18 protein-coding genes are annotated in these 16,899 nt (G+C 66.4%); 5 read left to right on the forward strand and 13 right to left on the reverse strand.

The genetic code is table 11. The features are described from left to right. Positions 1-111 precede the first annotated feature (111 nt). Entirely contained in the window at positions 112-1,350 is a 1,239-nt protein-coding gene (locus DIE06_RS21830) for a hypothetical protein (RefSeq protein ID WP_124663128.1), read from the forward strand. Between the two features lie 301 nt (positions 1,351-1,651). Next, a complete protein-coding gene (locus tag DIE06_RS21835; protein WP_124663129.1) occupies positions 1,652-3,115 on the forward strand; it encodes a catalase in 1,464 nt (487 codons plus the stop codon). Positions 3,116-3,124: 9 nt separating this feature from the next. On the opposite strand, the gene DIE06_RS21840 is transcribed toward DIE06_RS21835, so the two are convergent. The 13 genes from DIE06_RS21840 to sctU all read right to left on the reverse strand — a co-directional run bounded on the left by DIE06_RS21840 (position 3,125) and on the right by sctU (position 14,718). Continuing rightward, on the reverse strand, positions 3,125-4,339 hold the full coding sequence (locus DIE06_RS21840) for a cytochrome P450 (protein ID WP_124663130.1): 1,215 nt from the start codon (positions 4,337-4,339) through the stop codon (positions 3,125-3,127). Between the two features lie 23 nt (positions 4,340-4,362). Further along, on the reverse strand, positions 4,363-5,358 hold the full coding sequence (locus tag DIE06_RS21845) for an alpha/beta hydrolase (RefSeq protein WP_124663131.1): 996 nt from the start codon (positions 5,356-5,358) through the stop codon (positions 4,363-4,365). Positions 5,359-5,450: 92 nt separating this feature from the next. Then, positions 5,451-5,906, reverse strand: coding sequence for a molecular chaperone Tir (locus DIE06_RS21850; protein WP_124663132.1), 456 nt, complete (start codon positions 5,904-5,906; stop codon positions 5,451-5,453). A gap of 99 nt (positions 5,907-6,005) precedes the next feature. Continuing rightward, positions 6,006-6,185, reverse strand: coding sequence for a hypothetical protein (locus DIE06_RS21855; protein ID WP_124663133.1), 180 nt, complete (start codon positions 6,183-6,185; stop codon positions 6,006-6,008). A gap of 173 nt (positions 6,186-6,358) precedes the next feature. After that, positions 6,359-6,613: a type III secretion system protein gene (locus DIE06_RS21860; protein ID WP_124663134.1), complete on the reverse strand. Its 255-nt coding sequence runs from the start codon at positions 6,611-6,613 to the stop codon at positions 6,359-6,361. A 50-nt stretch (positions 6,614-6,663) separates the two neighbouring features. Beyond that, positions 6,664-7,734: an HrpD5 family protein gene (gene hrpD5, locus DIE06_RS21865; RefSeq protein ID WP_124663135.1), complete on the reverse strand. Its 1,071-nt coding sequence runs from the start codon at positions 7,732-7,734 to the stop codon at positions 6,664-6,666. A gap of 108 nt (positions 7,735-7,842) precedes the next feature. Continuing rightward, complete coding sequence (locus tag DIE06_RS21870) at positions 7,843-8,811, reverse strand: hypothetical protein (protein WP_124663136.1); 969 nt, start codon at positions 8,809-8,811, stop codon at positions 7,843-7,845. After that, on the reverse strand, positions 8,808-9,071 hold the full coding sequence (gene sctS, locus DIE06_RS21875) for a type III secretion system export apparatus subunit SctS (RefSeq protein ID WP_043188506.1): 264 nt from the start codon (positions 9,069-9,071) through the stop codon (positions 8,808-8,810). The genes DIE06_RS21870 and sctS overlap by 4 nt, the downstream gene beginning before the upstream one ends. A gap of 10 nt (positions 9,072-9,081) precedes the next feature. Beyond that, positions 9,082-9,732, reverse strand: a complete 651-nt coding sequence (gene sctR / locus DIE06_RS21880) for a type III secretion system export apparatus subunit SctR (RefSeq protein ID WP_105832293.1) — start codon at positions 9,730-9,732, stop codon at positions 9,082-9,084. After that, positions 9,716-10,819 carry a type III secretion system cytoplasmic ring protein SctQ gene (gene sctQ / locus DIE06_RS21885; protein ID WP_185733444.1) on the reverse strand — a complete coding sequence of 368 codons (1,104 nt, stop codon included), beginning with the start codon at positions 10,817-10,819 and terminating at the stop codon, positions 9,716-9,718. The genes sctR and sctQ overlap by 17 nt, the downstream gene beginning before the upstream one ends. Before the next feature lie 77 nt (positions 10,820-10,896). Beyond that, positions 10,897-11,547, reverse strand: a complete 651-nt coding sequence (sctP, locus tag DIE06_RS21890) for a type III secretion system protein SctP (RefSeq protein ID WP_124663138.1) — start codon at positions 11,545-11,547, stop codon at positions 10,897-10,899. 10 nt (positions 11,548-11,557) lie between these two features. Beyond that, complete coding sequence (gene sctV / locus DIE06_RS21895; protein ID WP_124663139.1) at positions 11,558-13,609, reverse strand: type III secretion system export apparatus subunit SctV; 2,052 nt, start codon at positions 13,607-13,609, stop codon at positions 11,558-11,560. A gap of 20 nt (positions 13,610-13,629) precedes the next feature. After that, entirely contained in the window at positions 13,630-14,718 is a 1,089-nt protein-coding gene (sctU, locus tag DIE06_RS21900; protein WP_124663140.1) for a type III secretion system export apparatus subunit SctU, read from the reverse strand. A gap of 312 nt (positions 14,719-15,030) precedes the next feature. Here sctU and DIE06_RS21905 point away from each other — a divergent pair, with 312 nt between their 5' ends. From DIE06_RS21905 to sctJ, 3 genes are read left to right on the forward strand one after another with little or no spacing between them, the layout of a single operon-like run. Then, entirely contained in the window at positions 15,031-15,603 is a 573-nt protein-coding gene (locus DIE06_RS21905) for an HrpB1 family type III secretion system apparatus protein (RefSeq protein WP_124663141.1), read from the forward strand. Between the two features lie 21 nt (positions 15,604-15,624). Beyond that, entirely contained in the window at positions 15,625-16,029 is a 405-nt protein-coding gene (locus DIE06_RS21910) for a hypothetical protein (protein WP_124663142.1), read from the forward strand. Between the two features lies 1 nt (position 16,030). Continuing rightward, positions 16,031-16,891, forward strand: coding sequence for a type III secretion system inner membrane ring lipoprotein SctJ (sctJ, locus tag DIE06_RS21915; RefSeq protein WP_124663143.1), 861 nt, complete (start codon positions 16,031-16,033; stop codon positions 16,889-16,891). Positions 16,892-16,899 lie beyond the last annotated feature (8 nt).

Here is a 16,899-nt window from a genome sequence, read left to right on the forward strand (position 1 = left end):
GCCTGCTTTTGCATCAAAGGATCGGACTCCGGTCAACGTTTCGGTAACCGGCAGGCAATCCGGAAATGTGACGACGGGCCGGCTCTCAATACTTCACAGGAATTTTTTGATATGAATATTACGCAAGCAGAAATTAACGCACAGTTTGCCGGGTTCAGCTTCGGCGAGACGGCGCAGCCCGCGGCGGCCACGCGGGCCGAAGGGGGATCATCTCAAGTCGCTCATCCGTTGCGGGCGCTGCCGCCGCGCAAGGCATCGGTGGATCTCCTGTCTGGCAGTTCGTCGCCTTCCGGCGTGCCGGGGCGTGGCGCCCGCATCAAGTTGATCATGGATAAGGTAAAGGCCGAATTTCAAACCGCGCACCCGCTGACGCTATCGGAACAGGCGGTGGCGGATGGAGGTTTCATGCTTGCCGAGCATGTGCGCGCGGTTTCGATCGCGATGCGGACCATGAACGCCGGCTGCAGCTTTTGCCACGCCGGAGAATGGACGTTGCGGAAGATTGCCGCGGGTGCCGAGGCGAAGGGGCATGACACGCTCGACAAGACACTCAAGCCAAGCTCGATCAGTGGAGCCTTTCCTTCCGACACTGCCCAGCGGATCCTGCGTGACGCCGAAAACGCGAACATCCTCGGATATGTGGCGACGCTGAACGCAGAGACGCAATCGGGTGCGCTCGTCATGGGCCGGAAAGTGGCGGGTTTCGAGGTATCGGAAGAGCCCGAGAAGGAGGCGCTTGGCGCGGCGCTTGAGTATGGATCCAATGGAAAGCAACAGTATCACGTCGATTTTTCGAACGTCGACGCGAGCCTCGAAACCCTGAAGGCCGTGAAGGATTGGGAACAGTTGCCCCTGACGGGGGACTACGATCTGCATGATCTGTTTTCTCTGGCGGGCCAGCCCCATACCGTTCCTTCGAATAGTCCCGAGGAGTCGTTTCTGATCGACGCGATCAATGCCGCGATCAGCGCGGCGGACAGCAGTCGCCGCCCGCGCAGCGATCCGAGCATGAATCTCGTCAAGCATGGCCCGCAAGTCAACTATGTCGCCTATACGAAGGCGGAGGAATCGGGAACGCAGTTGAAGAGAACCGTGGCGGAACCGCGCTTTCCGCTGGCGATGTATGTCGCGAAGTTCGGATGGACAATCGTGAAGGACAAGGAGCAACTGATTGACATGTACACAAAATGCAACGTCGCAATGAAACAAACCTGGACGCCGCGCGGCAGTCAATCATTCGAGGGACCGGAAGACAACGTCACTCTGAGACGGCGCAGTTCCGCCCCTATGGCGGGCGGCAGTGGTACGCCACGACGCACGTCGCTTGCGAATGTTCTCGATGGCAAGTGACGCGCGCGGCGCGCGCGAAAACGCCTTGCCGCACCGCGCGCACGCGCGATTGCATGATTGCCGCTCACGACCGCCTTGTGCCGGGGGCCGTGGCTATTCATGCAGCGTTCCTCGAACCCGACTACTGCCCGATCCGCTGCTACAAACCGATACAAGCCAGACAAATCCCCGACACATCGCCGCTTTCTACTTCCCCCTAGGACCGGCCGACGGCCGTCCGCACGACGCGCGATCTCCGAACCCGAGACGGGATCGCGCGATCGACGAATTGAAGGTACATAAAGGGTGGGGGAAATCGGACATGTCAGAGAATTCGGTTCCGCGTGAAATTGCTCACGCGAACGGTGCACCGGTCAGCGACAACGTCAACATCCAGACGGCCGCCCCGCGCGGGCCCGCGCTGCTGCAGGACGTCTGGCTGCTTGAAAAGCTCGCGCATTTCGATCGCGAGGTCATCCCGGAGCGCCGCATGCACGCGAAGGGCGCCGGCGCATACGGCACCTTCACCGTGACGCACGACATCTCGCGCTACACGAAGGCGAAACTGTTCTCCGACATCGGCAAGCAGACGCCGATGTTCGTGCGCTTCTCGACGGTGGCCGGCGAGCGCGGCGCGGCCGATGCGGAACGCGACATCCGCGGCTTCGCGCTGAAGTTCTACACCGAGGAAGGGAACTGGGACCTGGTCGGCAACAATACGCCGGTGTTCTTCTTCCGCGATCCGCTGCGCTTTCCCGATCTCAATCATGCCGTCAAGCGCGACCCGCGCACGGGGATGCGCAGCGCGGAAAACAACTGGGATTTCTGGTCGCTGCTGCCCGAGGCGCTGCACCAGGTGACGATCGTCATGAGCGAGCGCGGCATTCCGCGCTCGTACCGTCACATGCACGGCTTCGGCAGTCACACCTACAGCATGATCAACGCGGCGAGCGAGCGGACGTGGGTGAAGTTCCACTACCGCTCGCAGCAGGGCATCGAGAACCTGACCGACGCGCAGGCCGAAGCCCTGATCGCCACGGATCGCGAAACCCATCAACGCGACCTGTTCGACAGCATCGAAGCCGGCAATTTCCCGCGCTGGACGCTGTATATCCAGGTGATGACCGACGCGCAGGCAAAGGCATTCCGGTTCAACCCGTTCGATCTGACCAAGGTGTGGCCGAAGGGCGAGTTTCCGCTGATCGAGGTCGGCGAATTCGAGCTCAACCGCAATCCAGACAATTTCTTCGCCGAGACGGAGCAGGCCGCGTTCTCGCCCGCGAACGTCGTGCCGGGCATCGGCTATTCGCCGGACCGGATGTTGCAGGCGCGCCTGTTTTCCTATGGCGATGCGCAGCGATATCGGCTCGGCGTCAACTTCGGGCACATCCCGGTGAATGCGCCGAAGTGCCCGTTCCACAGCTATCACCGCGACGGCGCGATGCGCACCGACGGCAATCTCGGCGGCGCGCCGTCGTACTGGCCCAACAGCAAGGGCGCGTGGTCGGACCGGCCGCAGTACAACGAACCGCCGCTCGAACTCGACGGGGCGGCCGCGCATTGGGACCATCGCGCCGATGACGACCATTATCAGCAGCCGGGCGATCTGTTCCGGCTGATGGATGCACGGCGGCGCCAGCGCCTGTTCGATACCACCGCGCGGCAGATCGCCGGCGTGCCGGCGGAGATCCGGCAGCGTCACATCGACAACTGCTCGCGGGCCGATCCGGCCTATGGCGCGGGCATTGTCGCGGCGCTCGCGCGGCTCGCCGCCGAACGGGCGTAGCACGCATCGTCAGCCGGCCGGGCGCTCGACGCCGAGTCGCGCATAGCCGTGGAACGCGCCCAGTTGAATGCGCCGCGCATCGTCGTTCGCTAGCTGAAGGTCGGGGATGTGCGTCAGCAGGCCGCGCAACACGGCTTCGAGCTGCATGCGCGAGAGCGCGACGCCGATGCAGCCGTGCGGCCCGGCGCCGAAGGTCAGGCTGCGTCCGTCGGCGCGATGAAAGTCGACCGTGTCGGGCGCGGCGAACTCGGCCGGATCGCGATTGGCGGAACCGAGCAGCAGGATGAGCTGATCGCCGCGCCGGATCCGGTGGCCGCCGAGTTCGGCGTCGGCCTGCGCGTAACGGAACAGCGCCTGCGCCGCGGGATCGTAGCGCAGCAGTTCGCGAACCGCGCGCGGCACCAGGCCGACATTGTCGCGCAGCGCTTGCCATTGCTCGGGGGCCTGGAGTGCCGCGGCGATGCTGTTGCCGATCGACAGCAGCGTCGTGCCGTATCCGGCGATGAACAGCAGCAGAACGTTCATCGCGATCTCGCGGCGGCTGATTTCCCCACGCCGTTCGAGTGCGAGGAAATCGGCGAGCGGATGGGTCGGGTCGCCGCCGTCGCGGCAAGCGTCGATGCACGCGTCGATGTCGAGCAGGAAGCGTTCCGCGCCCGCGACGGCCTGCCGGTGTTCCGTGGGGTTCAGCCGCATGAAGCTGATCAGTTGCCACGCCCCCTGCGACGCGCGACGGTAGGCATCGGCCGCGCTTTCCGGAAAGCCGAGCAGGAAGCAGACGGTTCGCACCGGCAGCTCGCGTGCCAGATCGGCAACCAGGTCGAAGCGCGTGCGGCGATGCAGCGGCGTGAGCAGGGCGGCCACCTGAGCGTCGATGTAGTGCTGCACGGCGATCAGGCGCGACTTCGAGAACATGGGCGCCAGCAATCGTTTCAGGCGCTCGTGGTCATTGCCGTCGCGGAACAGGATCGTGTCCTTGAACCCGAGCGGGTCGGCGTACGAGTTGTCGAACGCCGGCGGCAGGCAGGCGAAGGTGCGATCGCCCAGCACGTCGAGCACGTGCCGATGCGACGAGACGAGCCAGCTGCCGCTCGCATCGCGATAGACGGGCGCCGATTGTCGCAGCCGTGCATAGACTGGATAGGGATCGGCATCGCCGTTGCCCAGGATCGAAGGCAGCAAGCTGGCCGCATCGCGATGCGCGTGATCGATCGGGTCGGTCATGGACGTTGTTTCGATCGGGCCGGTCATTCGTCGGACAACGCCGCGCGCAACGCGTCGGCGGCATCGCGATGCGCGTCGCTCGCTTCCGGCACCAGCGTTCCCATCGAGAAGAAGCCGTGGATCATGCCCGCATACACGCGCAGCGCCGCCGTATTGCCATGGGACGCAAGCCGGTCGACGTAAGCTTCATGCTCGTCGCGCAGCGGATCGAATTCGGCCGACACGATCCAGGCCGGTGCGAGGCCGCGCCAGTCGGTGGGCGCGTTGCGCTCGCCGTCCAGCGGCGCGAAACGCCAGTCGTGTCGGTCGTCGGGCGTGACGAGGTACTGTTCGCGCAGCCAGCGAATCAGGTCGAGCGACAGAAAATACCCGTCGCCGTAGCGTCGATGGGCGTCCGTGTCCAGCCCGGCCGCGAGCGCGGGATAGATCAGCAGTTGCTGCGCAAGCGCGATGCCCGCGTCGCGGGCCTCGACCGCGCAAATCGCCGCCAGCGTGCCGCCGGCGCTTTCACCGCCGATCGCGAGCCGCGCCGGATCGATCCCGAACGTGATCGCGGCGCGCTTCAGCCAGTGCAGCGCATCGACCGCGTCCTCGACCGCGCATGGAAACTTGTGCTCGGGTGCGAGCCGGTATCCGGCCGACACGACGGCGCACTGCGCGTCGGCGGCGAGCATGCGGCACACGGCGTCCGCCGTGTCCAGCCCGCCGACCACGTAGCCGCCCGAGTGGAAATAGAGCAGGGCGGGCAGGAGCGCGTCGAGGCTCGGCTCGGCGGGATAGTAGATGCGCGCGGGAAGCTGCCGGCCGCCGCGTGCGTCGAACCGGACGTCTTCGATGCGATGGACGGGGCGCGCCTGGATGTCGCCGAGCCGCGTGTAGTAGTCGAACCACTGGCGTGCGTTGGGCACGTCGAAATCGCTGAGGCGCTTCGCGCCGGCGGCGCTCCGGCGCGCGAGAAACTGCCGGATGCTCGCGGGCGCGGATGCGAGGGCGGCGTCGTCAGGCTCGATGATGGTCATGAAGGAACCTCGCAGGGAATCGTCAGGTTGGGTAGGGCGAAACGCCGCGTATCGCATGCCATGTCGTCACGGCGCGGCCCGCGTGCGCGGCGTCACGCGCGCAGCCAGAAGTAGTCGCCGGCGACGATGCCTTCGAACATCTCGTCGCTGGATTCGATGATGTTGCTGCGCCAGTAGCGCCCGTGTTCCGCGTAATGCGACAACAGATCCGCGACGACCTGGCCGTCGACGTCGTGTTCCAGCGGCAGACGGACGATCAGGACGATGCCGCCCGTGTCGGTGTCGATGCCGAGCTGCGCCTGGTCCTGCGCGTAGATCACGAGGTTCGCTTCCAGCATCAGCCGGAACACGACGAGCGTGCGCCCCGCGCTGACGGTGCCGTAGTGGAAGTTGACGTACATCGCCTGAGGATCGTTCTCGAAGTGATCCAGCTGTACCTCGAATCCTTCGACCTCGATCGTGCGGGTGCTCAGCACGTGATCCGGGTCGGGCAGGCCGACGACGCTGCACACGTCGCGAACGACTTCCGCGTATAGCTCGATGCTCATGCCGGGTGGTGTCGATGGAAGGTCGATCGTGCGGACGGAAACGCGATACCGAAGCAGCCGGCGCCGTGCGCGCGGCACGAACGCCGGCCGCGTCGGCCGTCAGCCTTTCTTCGCCGCGTTTTCGACGTCATCCGCGGCGGTCTTGGCGAGGTTCAAGACCGACATGACGAGTGACATCGTCACCTGCATCATGGCCATCTGAATCATCGCCGGAATCAGTGCGCTGGTGGCGCCCTCTGCCGCACCGGTTGCCGCGCCGGCCATCGGTCCAAAAGACATGGTAGTACTCCTCTATTTAAAGAAATGATCAAGATCGCGCGGACGGCGTCGATTCGCCTACCGCTTCGTTGCCGGCATGCACCGGCTGCTTCCTGCCTGCTGCCTTCCCTGCTTCCTGCTTGCTACATCCGTTGCCCGGCGCGTGCCGGACGATTTCAGTCGAGCGACGCCGTTCAGTGCAACGACGCGTGATCTTCGGGCGGAAGCTCGCGCAGTTGCTGCACGATGCTGCGCGCGGCGACCATGCCCCGATAGATTTTCTGAAGCGCGGCGCGATCCTGCATGTCGTTGCACGCGCTCGTCGCATCGCTGACGCGCTTCGCGCAGCTGTCGAACGCCTGGTCGATGCGCGCCGCGCCGTCGGTCGATTCGAGCGTGCGCTGCAACTGCTTGAGATCGTCGCGAATGGCTTCGAGGTCTTGGTACATGATCGGACTCCTGTGGGTGACAAACGTGGGCGAGCTGAGCGGGCGACGCGTCAGCGGTTCTGCGCACGGATCGGCGTGACCGATTCGCGCATGACGGTCGCGCCATCGCCGAGGTCGGGCGGCGCGCCCGGAAACAGATGTTTGACGCCATCCGGCGTCTGCACGTAACGGGTGTCGCCGACGGCCATCATCGACGTATAGACCAGCGACGGAATCGTGGACGGGGCCTCCGTCACATCGACATCGATGCGTCTGACGTTGCCGTCGAGATCGGCGCGCAGGCGGTTCAGGCCGTCGCGGAACTGCGTGAGCGACGGAACCGCGCCGTTGATCGAGAAGACGCCGCCGCCGGCGTACGACACGCGAAGCCCGTCGATGCCGAGTGAATCCTGGATGCTCGCGACATCCGACTGTGCGACGTCGTACGCACGCGCCACGTTGCCGCCGAGCCGCGCCAGCAGCGTGCGCACGGCGACGTCGTCGGCGGAGGTCGACACGATGCCGTCGACGACGACCGTGGCGCCGTGATCCTGCGCATGCAGATCGGCCAGCTTCGCGTCGTGCAGCGCGGCGTTGATCTGCTGCGCGAGCGCGGCCGCGGTGCGCGGCCCCGTCGCGCCGGGCGACGGCCACAGGCGGGCGTAGACGAGGGTTGCGCCCGCTGTCAGGAACGCAACGAGCATCGCACCCGCGCCGATCACACGCACCGTTCGGCGCGCCGAATTCGGCGCGACCTGGCCGGACGCTGTCGGTCGCGATGCGGACGCGGCCGCGTCGCCGTTGTACATGCTCGCGAGCAGCTGGATGTCGGGCGGCCACGCGGCGTCTTCGTTGCCGAAGCACAGCACCGTCATGCCGAACGGAAACGGCACGAAGTCCGGAATCAGCACCACGACCGGGTTGGCGTCCGGCGCGTCGGCATCGTCCGACGAAGCCGGCGCTCCCGGCGTGTGTTGCGCGCGAACGATACCGGCATCGTCGATGTCGACGACGATTTCGTCGTCGTCCCAGTCGGTAATGCAGATGTCGGTGTCGTCGTCCTTGCCGATCCGGTATCGGCCCGGCGTGAGCCGCGCCTGGATGCCTGCATGCGTGCCGGTCAGGATGCGCAGGATTTTCATGCCGATGGAGTCCGGGTTCGTTGAGCGTTGAGATCGAATCGCGTGGTGCCGAGCAAGCCTGACGTCAGTCTAGACACGCGCTCGGGCGCCGGCGGCGTGCGCGCGAAGTCATTGCGTGGGGTCCGAAGCGTTGCCGGGCGCGCGCGGCGCCGGCGTGCGCAGCAGCACCTGCACGTGACGCATCGAGCGCTCCGCGAGCGTGCCGCTGAGCGGGCGCCGGGCGCTCAGTACCATGAGCGGCAGCAACGCGTTGAAGCTCGCCTGCCGATCGCCCGGTCGTGCGCCGGACCGGGCGCCGCCCAGGCGCGCCTGCGAGTCGATCAGGTCCTCACGCACGGCCGCGAGGTTGTCGTCGAACGACCCGGTGAGAAAATTCGCGTCGCGTCGCGCGTGCAACAGGTCGAGCGTGGTCGACAGCGCCTGCCGCGACGGTTGCGCGGTCGCGCCCTGGCGCAGCGATTCGCCGATCGAGAAGAAGCGGTCGGCCGAGGCGGTCCGCAACGCATCGTCGCGCAACATCGGCAAGCCGAGCGCCGCGGTATCCGGTGCGTGCATGTCCGTGTGCGTGGCATCCGACACGGGTTCGCCGCCGCCCGACGCATGGGCGCTGCTCACGGGACTTCGGCGCCGGATGGCAAACGCGTCGGTCTCCTTCGCCGCGCGCGGTGGCGGGCCCGGTCGCCCGTCGCGCTGTCGCTGACGTCGCTGTTGTTGCTGCTGTTGCTGTTGTTCCCGGCCCTGCTGTTGCCGGCGCTCCTTGTCGCGGCCTTGCTGCTGCTTGCCTTGCTGATGCGAGCTGCCGTCGCGTCCTCGCCTGCCGTCCGAATCGCGGTGCAACGCGGCGACCCGCCGGTGCGTGACGCCCGACGCGCTCATGCGCGCCAGCAGGTGCTGGGCCTTGGCGGCGCCGTGCAGGGTCTTCGTGCGCGTGCCGTGACGAAACGTGCTGTGACGGTACTGCCGTGCCTTGCGGCGCGCGTGATGAGCATGCAGCGCATGCTGCTGCGCGTCGTCGATGCGCGCCTGCTCGTCGAGCGCGGCCTGATTCGGGCGCGACGGGATCCGGGAGACGCTCACGACGGCACCGCGGTGGTCATCAGCTGCGTGGCGAAGCGCAGGATCGCGGCGCCGCCCCAGGCACCGGTCAGCGCCAGCACGGCCAGCACCGCCACGAGCTTGAAGCAGTGGGAAATCGACTGATCCTGCAGCGACGTGATCGCCTGCACGAACGAGATCAGCAAGCCCGCCAGCGCCGACACGGCGATCGTCGGCAGCGACACATAGAGGCAGAGCAACATGCCCTGGGTGGTCAGGCCAATCAGGTCGTCGGTATTCATCGGCGCCGCCTTATCGGTAGGTGAGAATCAAGCCGTGGATCAGCGTCGACCATCCGCTCATCGCGACGAACAGCAGCAGCTTGAACGGGATGGCGATGTTGGTCGGCTGAAGCTGGTTCATGCCCATCGCGAGCAGGATGTTGGCAATCACCAGATCGACCACGATGAACGCGATGTACAGCAGGAAGCCGATCTTGAATGCGTCGGCCAGCTCGGAAAGCGTGAACGCCGGCGCGAGCACGATCAGATCGTCCTCGTGCAGCTGGTTGGCCATCGCCTGCGGCCACACGACATGCGCGGAGCGCAGGAAGAACAGTTTCTCGCGCTCGCGTGCATGCTGCTTGAGGAACGCGCGAAACGGCTCGCGCGCCGCGCCGAACGCCTGAATCATCGCCTGGGACGGTTCGGGCGAAACCTGCTCGTGGCTGAGCGTCTGCATCGCGCTCATGCCGATCGGCGCCATCACGTAGAGCGACACCAGGATTGCGATGCCGTTCAATACCATGTTGGGCGGCACCTGCTGCACGCCGAGCGCGTTGCGCAACAGGCCCAGCACCACGACGATCTTCGCGTACGAAGTGACGACCATCGCGATGAAGGGCACCAGGCTGATCGCCAGCACGGCGATCAGCAGACCGGTGAAGTCACTGAACTGAATCATGACCGTTCGCCATGTGAACGATGCGCACGCCGAGGTGCTCGCCGACGGTCACGAGCTCGCCGGTGCCGATCACCTGGCCGTAGGCGAGCAGCCGCACGCGTGCGTCGCGCACCGTGCCGGGGAGCTCGAGCACGTAACCGGAGCGCAACGCGGACAGTTGAACGAGCGGTAGCGTGATGGTCTCGATCTCGAAGCGAACGGGTAGCTCCAGATCGTCGATCGACGCGGCGACGGGGAGATCGCCACCGTCGAGCGTGGCGTCGGTGCGGGAATTTTCCTGGGTCATTTGAGGGTCCGTGTTGATGACAAGTCGTGAGCCGTCGAGCGTCGCGCGAACGTGAAACCTGCGCGCGCCGGGAGCGCCGAGATACACGTCCACGTGGTCTGCCTGCTGCGGCACGTCGAGCAGCGTGCGCAGCGCCGGGGGCGCCACGCGCAGGACGACGTCGCCGGAGCGCAGCCCGTTCAACGTCTGCACGCTGAGCGTCCGCTCGCCGATACCGAGCGAGGCCGGTATCGCGATCCGGCTGATGCAGTTGGCGAACGGCACGCGTTGCGGCGCGATGCGCCGCTCCATCGTGTCGATCCAGGCGGGGGCGATCCGGTCGAGCACACATTCGAAACGATGGCCGTCGAGCGTGAAGCGCAGCGCGAGCGCCGCGCGGACGGCGGGGGCCGTGCGCAGTTCCGTCACGTGCGCATCGGCGAGGCCGACCGTCTTCAATGCGTCGAGCAACGGCTCGGAGATGATCGCGGCGACGGCATTCCTGAGCGACGCGGCGAGTGCGGCGTCCTCGGACATCGTCGAGCCGGTCGCGATGCTCGCGAGCGCCGGGTAGCACGCGAGATCGATCGCGATCGCGGCGGCGGTGCCGTTGGAGTGCAGCTCGAGCGAGCCGGGCATCTGCCAGTTCGCGGGCGCGGCTTCGGTGATGTCCCAATCCTGCAGGTCGAACTCATGCGCGAGCAGCGCGGCGATCCGGGCATCGCACAACAGCCGGCGCAGGCGGGCCGTGTGCGAATCGAACTGCGGCAACACGCCGATCGAATCGGCGAGGCTTTTGACCATTGCATCTGGCTGGGGCATTTTGTTTCCGGTTCTGTTGTGTCGCGGCGCGGGATGTCCGTTGCGATGCGTGTCGGTTTTCCGCGTCGCGCGGCGGATCATCGGGTTTCGATCGCGACTTCCCGCGGCATCCTCAAATGCGCGAGGAGCGATACGAGGCGCTGCTTCAACGTGTCTTCGTGGCGGCAGATTAATGCGCGGACCGGCTCCGACGACGTTTCGAAACGAAGCACGAGGTCGAAATGCGAAAGCGTCAGATGCAACGTGCATTCCGGCAGCAGCGATGGGTCGATGCGCAGGTGAATCGACCAGTTGCCGTGCGCGGTCACGGCCTCGTCGGTGCAGAAATCGGCGATCCTGTCGGCGAGGAAATGCATCAGGCCGGCGACGCGCGCCTCTTGCCGGGACAGCGCCGTGAGGAACGGCGCGGCCAGTGCGTCGAGATGACGTTCGCGCAGCGCGTCGGCCTGCGCGTCGACCGGTGCCGGCGCCGTGCGATCGGGCGGCGCGGCGTCGTCGACGTCGCGCGCCTGGCTTTCGGCCGGCGCTTCGCGGGCCGCGTCCGGCGGCACGTCGTGCGGCGTGCGGGCGCCGCGGCCCGCACGGTCTTCGCCGCGCAGCCGCGCGCGGCGAACCAGCGCGGCATAGTCGATACCGGCGCGCTGCCCGCCCGGCGCGGGCCGGCGCGCCGGCATCTCGTCGGCGTCGGGCGCCGGAATGATGCGTGGGTTGACAATCGGAGGGGTCACCGCGCCTCCGTCATAGCGTGATCCGTCCGAGCGGACGCAGTTCGACGTGTTCGGCCAGCTCCTGATACGAGTAGACCGGCAGCCACGCGAAGCGGGTGGTGATCATGCGGCGCACGTAGCGGCGTATGTCCATCGACGTGACGAGCGCGATGCCGTCGCGCGGCAGCTCGCCCGCGTATTCGGCGATGCTCGTGCAGAGCTGCTGGATCTGGTCGGGCGACAGCGCGAGGAAGTTTCCGGTCGGCGTCTGCTTGATCGACTGGCGAATGAACTGTTCGACGTCGTTGCCGAACAGCACCGCATCGAGCGCCGGCGCGCCGCGACTCGCCCGGTACGCGATGTAGCGGGAGAGGTCGCCGCGTACATATTCGACCAGCATCAGCGTGTCCTTCTCCTTCGGTCCCCACACGACCAGACTTTCCATGATGCCGCGCGCGTTGCGGATCGACAGCTGCTCCTCGAGCAGGCGACGCAGCACGTCCGCGATGCGTTGCAGCGGCAGGGCCTTCTGGACTTCGGCGACGAGGCCCGGGTAGTCGGCGCCGAGCTGGTCGAGCACCCATTGGGTTTCCTGGATGCCGACGAAGAGATGCGCGTGCGTGCGCAGCAGATCGACGGTCTCGTTGGCCACGATTTCCTCGGTGCGCCAGATCGTCGTGTTCGGCGGCACGTCGCGTTCTGCGAGCCAGTGGCTTTGTGCGTGCCCGCCGGCCGGCCCGGCCGTTTCGCAGTGCGACGCGAGTGCGGAATCCGCGGGCGCCTGCGCGAGCATCACCTTGCCGGCCGGCATCTGCACGCGCGCGTAGGGCACGTCCTGCAACAGGATTTCATACGTATGCGCGGCAAGCGCGTCGCTGGTCCACATCGTGATGCCGGGAAACGGCAGGCCGATTTCCTCCTGCAGGCGCGCGCGCCGCGCCTCGAACGCGAGGTTGAGGGCGGCGGGCGACAACCGGGCGACCAGATCGGGCGCGAGCCGCACACCGATCGCGCTCGCGAACTGGGGCGCGCGCGGCAGGATGCTCGGCGCGTCACCTTTTGCTCCCGCACGTTGCAGCGCGGCGACCTTCTCGCCTCTCTGCTCGTCGTGCGCGCCCTTGCGATGAATCCGGTAGCCGGTGAACGCCAGGATTGCCGACAGCAGCAGGAACAGCGGCCACGGGAAGCCGGGCACGATCGCGAAGCCGAGCAGGAGCACGCTGGCGAACCACATCGCGTGGGCGTTGCCGGCCATCTGGCGAATCAGCTCGTCGCCGAGCGAGCGGCCGCCGCCCTCCGAGGTTTCGTCGGACACGCGCGTGATCATGATGCCGGCCGCGACCGAGATGAGCAGCGATGCGATCTGCGATACCATCGCATCGCCGACCGACAGAATCGAAAAGCGGTTGGCGGCGTCGGCGGCGCTCATCGAGTGATAGGCCACGCCCACAGCGATGCCGGCGACCATGTTGACGAGCGTGATGATGAGGCCCGCGATCGCGTCGCCCTTCACGAACTTCATCGCGCCGTCCATGCCGCCGTAGAGCTGGCTTTCGACCGTGAGCCGCGCGCGTTTGCGGCGCGCCTCCTCGGGCGTCAGGAGGTTCGCCCGCAGGTCCGCGTCGATGCTCATCTGCTTGCCGGGCAGCGCATCGAGTGTGAAGCGCGCGCCGACTTCGGCCACGCGTTCCGAGCCTTTCGCGATGACGATGAACTGAACCGTCGTGATGATCACGAACACGACCAGCCCGACGATCAGGTTGCCGCCCACCACCAGCTCGCCGAAACTGTCGATGATGTGACCGGCGTCGGCATGCAGCAGGATCGACTTGGTCGACGCGATGTTGAGCGACAACCGGAACAGCGTCGTGAACAGCAAGGCCGACGGAAACGACGAGAGCGACGTGATGGTCGGCACGTACATCGTCACCATCAACAGCGTCACGCTCAGGCAGATATTGACGGAGAGCAGCACGTCGATGATGTCGGGCGGCAGCGGCAGGATCATCAGCGAGATGATCGCGACGATCAGCGCGGCAATGCCGATTTCGCCGCTGGCGGGAAGTTTGAGCGATTTCAGCATGGAAGACCTCCGGGGCAGGATCAGGAACGGGAACAGGTGTCGGACGATGCGCCGTCATCCGGCGGGTGCGCGGCGCCCACGGAGCCGACCCAGCGCAGAACGGCCGCGACCACCTCGAACAGGTCCTCGGGAATCGCATGATTCACGCCGACGCGGTGCAGCGTGCGTGCGAGCGGCGGATTCGCGACGATCGGCACGCCGTACAGGCTGGCGAGCCGGCGCAATTCGCCGGCGTCGGCATCGACACCGCTCGCGACGATCACCGGCAACGGATGTTCGGCGGGCGCGTAACGCAGCGCGACCGCATAGTGGGTCGGGTTGACCACCATCACGTTCGCGCCCGCGACGGCCGCTGGTCGCGGATCGCCATTGATCATCCGCTTCGCGAGTTTGCGGCGCTCCTGCTTGATCTTCGGATCGCCGTCCTGGTTCTTGTGCTCGCGCTTGACCTCGTCCTTGGTCATGCGCTGCGAGAGCAGGAACAGCACGTGCTGAAGTTTCCAGTCGCCGATGCCGATCACGAGATACGTCACGCACGCGACCGACAGCACCGTCAGGAGCGCCGACCACAACACGGCCGACAGCCGGTAGAGCGGTTCGTAGAAGGCTGCGGCAGCGAGCGGCAAGATGCCGGCGATGGTCTTCCACAGCACCGCGCCCAGTACCAGGGCCTTCAGCGTCATCTTCATCAGGTCGATCAGCGAACGCTTCGAGAAGATCCGCTTGATGCCGGCCGCCGGGCTGATCGCATCGAGCTTGGGCATCACCGGCTCCAGCGACACCTTCAGACCCACCTGCATCGCGGAAGCCAGCGCGGTGGCCAGCATGCCGAGGGCCGCAAGCGGGACGCAGATCGACACGCCGATGCCGAACAAGTGGAACAGCGCGGAGTCGAGCGCTTGCGGCGAACGATCGGTCGCGGTGAAGTCAAGCGCCGCGTGAACGGCCTCGCGCAGCGAATCGAACAGCCACAAGCCGGCGGTGTGGAACGCGACGAGCATGGCCAGCAGCGACGCGGCGCCGACCAGATCGGTGCTCTTCGACACCGAACCCTTGGCGCGTGCATCTTTCAGTCGCTTGGCTGTCGGTTTTTCCGTCTTGTTGCTCATCGTCGCGTCGATTCGTGCGGCCCGTTCAGGCAATGGCACGCACGATAGTCGTCGCCGCGCGGTGAGCGAACCGCGAAAGCGAAGCCGCGCCGGCAGCCGCGAAGCGGCCCGCCGAATGCACGGCACGGTGCGGCACGGGCCGCGCTTCATCCGCGCGCGCGCCGCGGCGGCCGATCGATCTCGCCGCCGCCGCGCTTCGCATGCGTTCCGCTCGCTTCGCCTCCGGCACCGGGCAAACCCTGCCGCGTTTGCTACTTTCGTCTCCACCGGCCCAGGCCGCGATCCAGACCGCTTATTCACCGGAACGCCAACATGAACCAGATACATCAGTACCCGACATGCACGCACGAACTGTTCGGTGCACTCGTCGAGATCGTCAGGATGTCGGTCGTCGACCAGTTCCCGACCACGCGCATCGATGTCGACGACGTCGAGCATCTTCTCGAGGCGCTGCACGTGATGCGCCCGAATCTGCCGGAACTCCACCTGTTCGACGGCTTCGTGCACGTCGTGCGCGGCAACTGGCGGGAGGCGACCGCGATCTTCCGCGCGCTCGTCGACCAGTCGGTAGGCTTGCCCGGCAGCAAGGCGATGCTGATCTACTGCCTCAGTTCGAGCGGCGACGCCGACTGGCGCATCGTCGCGAACCAGCTGCTGGACGACGACGGCGTGACGCCGCAAGCGCGCATGCTCGTTCATGCGGTGATGGCCCGCAACGATGTCGAACAGGCGGGCGAGTACGCGCTCGCCAGCGGCGAATTCGTCGAGCCCGAATCACTCAGGCAGCTGCGGGCGGAGTCGGTGTCGGGTGAAGCGGGAAACGGGGCATCGGGTTCGGCTGCGACAGAACCGCCGATGTTCGACGGGCAGTATCTGCGCCTTTGATGGCCTGCACAGGAGAATGCGATGAATCAGGCTTTATCGTCGTTGATGCTCGACATGATGCGGATCCAGCCGACTTCGATCCCGCATCAGCCCGACGTCCACGTTGCGCCCGTGTCGGCGCATGTTGCCGACAGCTTCGAGGCGATGATGCAGCGCGGCGTGATGGGCCCGTCGTCGGGCACGGGCGACAGCGCGGGCACGATGATCTCGGAGATCGTGCGCGGCGAGGACGCGGCGTTCCAGACCGTGTCGAACGACATGCTGTACATGATCCACAACGTCGACGCGATGTCGCCCGGGGAACTGACGGCCTCGGTGGTCCAGCTGCAGATCGAGGCCGCGAGCCTGCAGGTCGACATGCAGATGAAGATGAGTGTGGTCACGTCCTCGAAGGATGCGATCGAAACCCTGATGAAGAATCAATGACATGAACCTGGGTGCCGAACCGAAACGCCGGTCGATGCGTGGCGCCGCGCTGTGCGCGATGCTGGTCCTGTCGATGTCGCTTGCCGGATGCGAGAAGGAGCTGTACGGCAATCTTTCCGAACGCGATTGCAACGAGATCGTCGCGACGCTCATGCAGGCCGGCGTCGGGGCGCACAAGGTGAGCGCCGACGGCGGCAAGACCTGGAGCGCGAAGGTGGAAGAGAGCGATATCGTGCACGCGATGGACGTGCTGCGCGAGCACGGCCTGCCGTCGCGGCGCTACGACGACCTTGGCGCGCTGTTCAAGAAGGACGGCCTCGTGTCGACGCCGATCGAGGAGCGCGTGCGATTCATTTACGGGGTGTCGCAGGAACTGTCCGACACGCTGTCGCGGATCGACGGCGTCGTGATCGCCCGCGTGCATATCGTGCTGCCGGACAACGATCCGCTGTCGAACAAGGTCAAGCCGTCGTCCGCGTCGGTCTTCATCAAGTATCGGCCCGACGCCAACCTCGGGACGCTCACGCCGCAGATCAAGAATCTGGTCGTGCACAGCGTGGAGGGACTGTCGTACGAGCAGGTGAGCGTCACGTCGGTGCCGGCCGATCCGATGGAGGCGGTGGCCGTCGACAAGACGTCCGGCAACCTGGCGATGATCGCGCTCGCCGCCGGCCTGTTCGTGACGGGCGGGGCGGTGCTCGTCGTGACGAAGCGGCGCCGCGTGTCGGTTGCAGCGGCTCAGACCGAGCATGGCGCGACCGGCGCGACCGGCGCGAGCCGCGATGCGCCGGCGAAGGCGGGGCCGCTCTCCGCGATCGGCGGGCTGCTCAGGCAGGCCATGCCGGGCAGGACGTCGCGTTGACGCGGCGC

Origin of the sequence: Burkholderia sp. Bp8998 (assembly GCF_003854235.1) — a bacterium.
Classification (GTDB): Bacteria; Pseudomonadota; Gammaproteobacteria; order Burkholderiales; family Burkholderiaceae; genus Burkholderia.

Coding starts and splice junctions, on each gene's coding strand:
- sctJ (WP_124663143.1), top strand. CDS start 16,031: ATGAACCTGGGTGCCGAACCGAAACGCCGGTCGATGCGTGGCGCCGCG.
- sctV (WP_124663139.1), bottom strand. CDS start 13,609: ATGCTGAAATCGCTCAAACTTCCCGCCAGCGGCGAAATCGGCATTGCC.
- DIE06_RS21860 (WP_124663134.1), bottom strand. CDS start 6,613: ATGTACCAAGACCTCGAAGCCATTCGCGACGATCTCAAGCAGTTGCAG.
- DIE06_RS21835 (WP_124663129.1), top strand. CDS start 1,652: ATGTCAGAGAATTCGGTTCCGCGTGAAATTGCTCACGCGAACGGTGCA.
- sctQ (WP_185733444.1), bottom strand. CDS start 10,819: ATGCCCCAGCCAGATGCAATGGTCAAAAGCCTCGCCGATTCGATCGGC.
- DIE06_RS21910 (WP_124663142.1), top strand. CDS start 15,625: ATGAATCAGGCTTTATCGTCGTTGATGCTCGACATGATGCGGATCCAG.
- DIE06_RS21855 (WP_124663133.1), bottom strand. CDS start 6,185: ATGTCTTTTGGACCGATGGCCGGCGCGGCAACCGGTGCGGCAGAGGGC.
- sctR (WP_105832293.1), bottom strand. CDS start 9,732: ATGATTCAGTTCAGTGACTTCACCGGTCTGCTGATCGCCGTGCTGGCG.
- DIE06_RS21845 (WP_124663131.1), bottom strand. CDS start 5,358: ATGACCATCATCGAGCCTGACGACGCCGCCCTCGCATCCGCGCCCGCG.
- DIE06_RS21905 (WP_124663141.1), top strand. CDS start 15,031: ATGAACCAGATACATCAGTACCCGACATGCACGCACGAACTGTTCGGT.
- sctS (WP_043188506.1), bottom strand. CDS start 9,071: ATGAATACCGACGACCTGATTGGCCTGACCACCCAGGGCATGTTGCTC.
- DIE06_RS21830 (WP_124663128.1), top strand. CDS start 112: ATGAATATTACGCAAGCAGAAATTAACGCACAGTTTGCCGGGTTCAGC.
- hrpD5 (WP_124663135.1), bottom strand. CDS start 7,734: ATGAAAATCCTGCGCATCCTGACCGGCACGCATGCAGGCATCCAGGCG.
- sctU (WP_124663140.1), bottom strand. CDS start 14,718: ATGAGCAACAAGACGGAAAAACCGACAGCCAAGCGACTGAAAGATGCA.
- DIE06_RS21840 (WP_124663130.1), bottom strand. CDS start 4,339: ATGACCGACCCGATCGATCACGCGCATCGCGATGCGGCCAGCTTGCTG.
- DIE06_RS21850 (WP_124663132.1), bottom strand. CDS start 5,906: ATGAGCATCGAGCTATACGCGGAAGTCGTTCGCGACGTGTGCAGCGTC.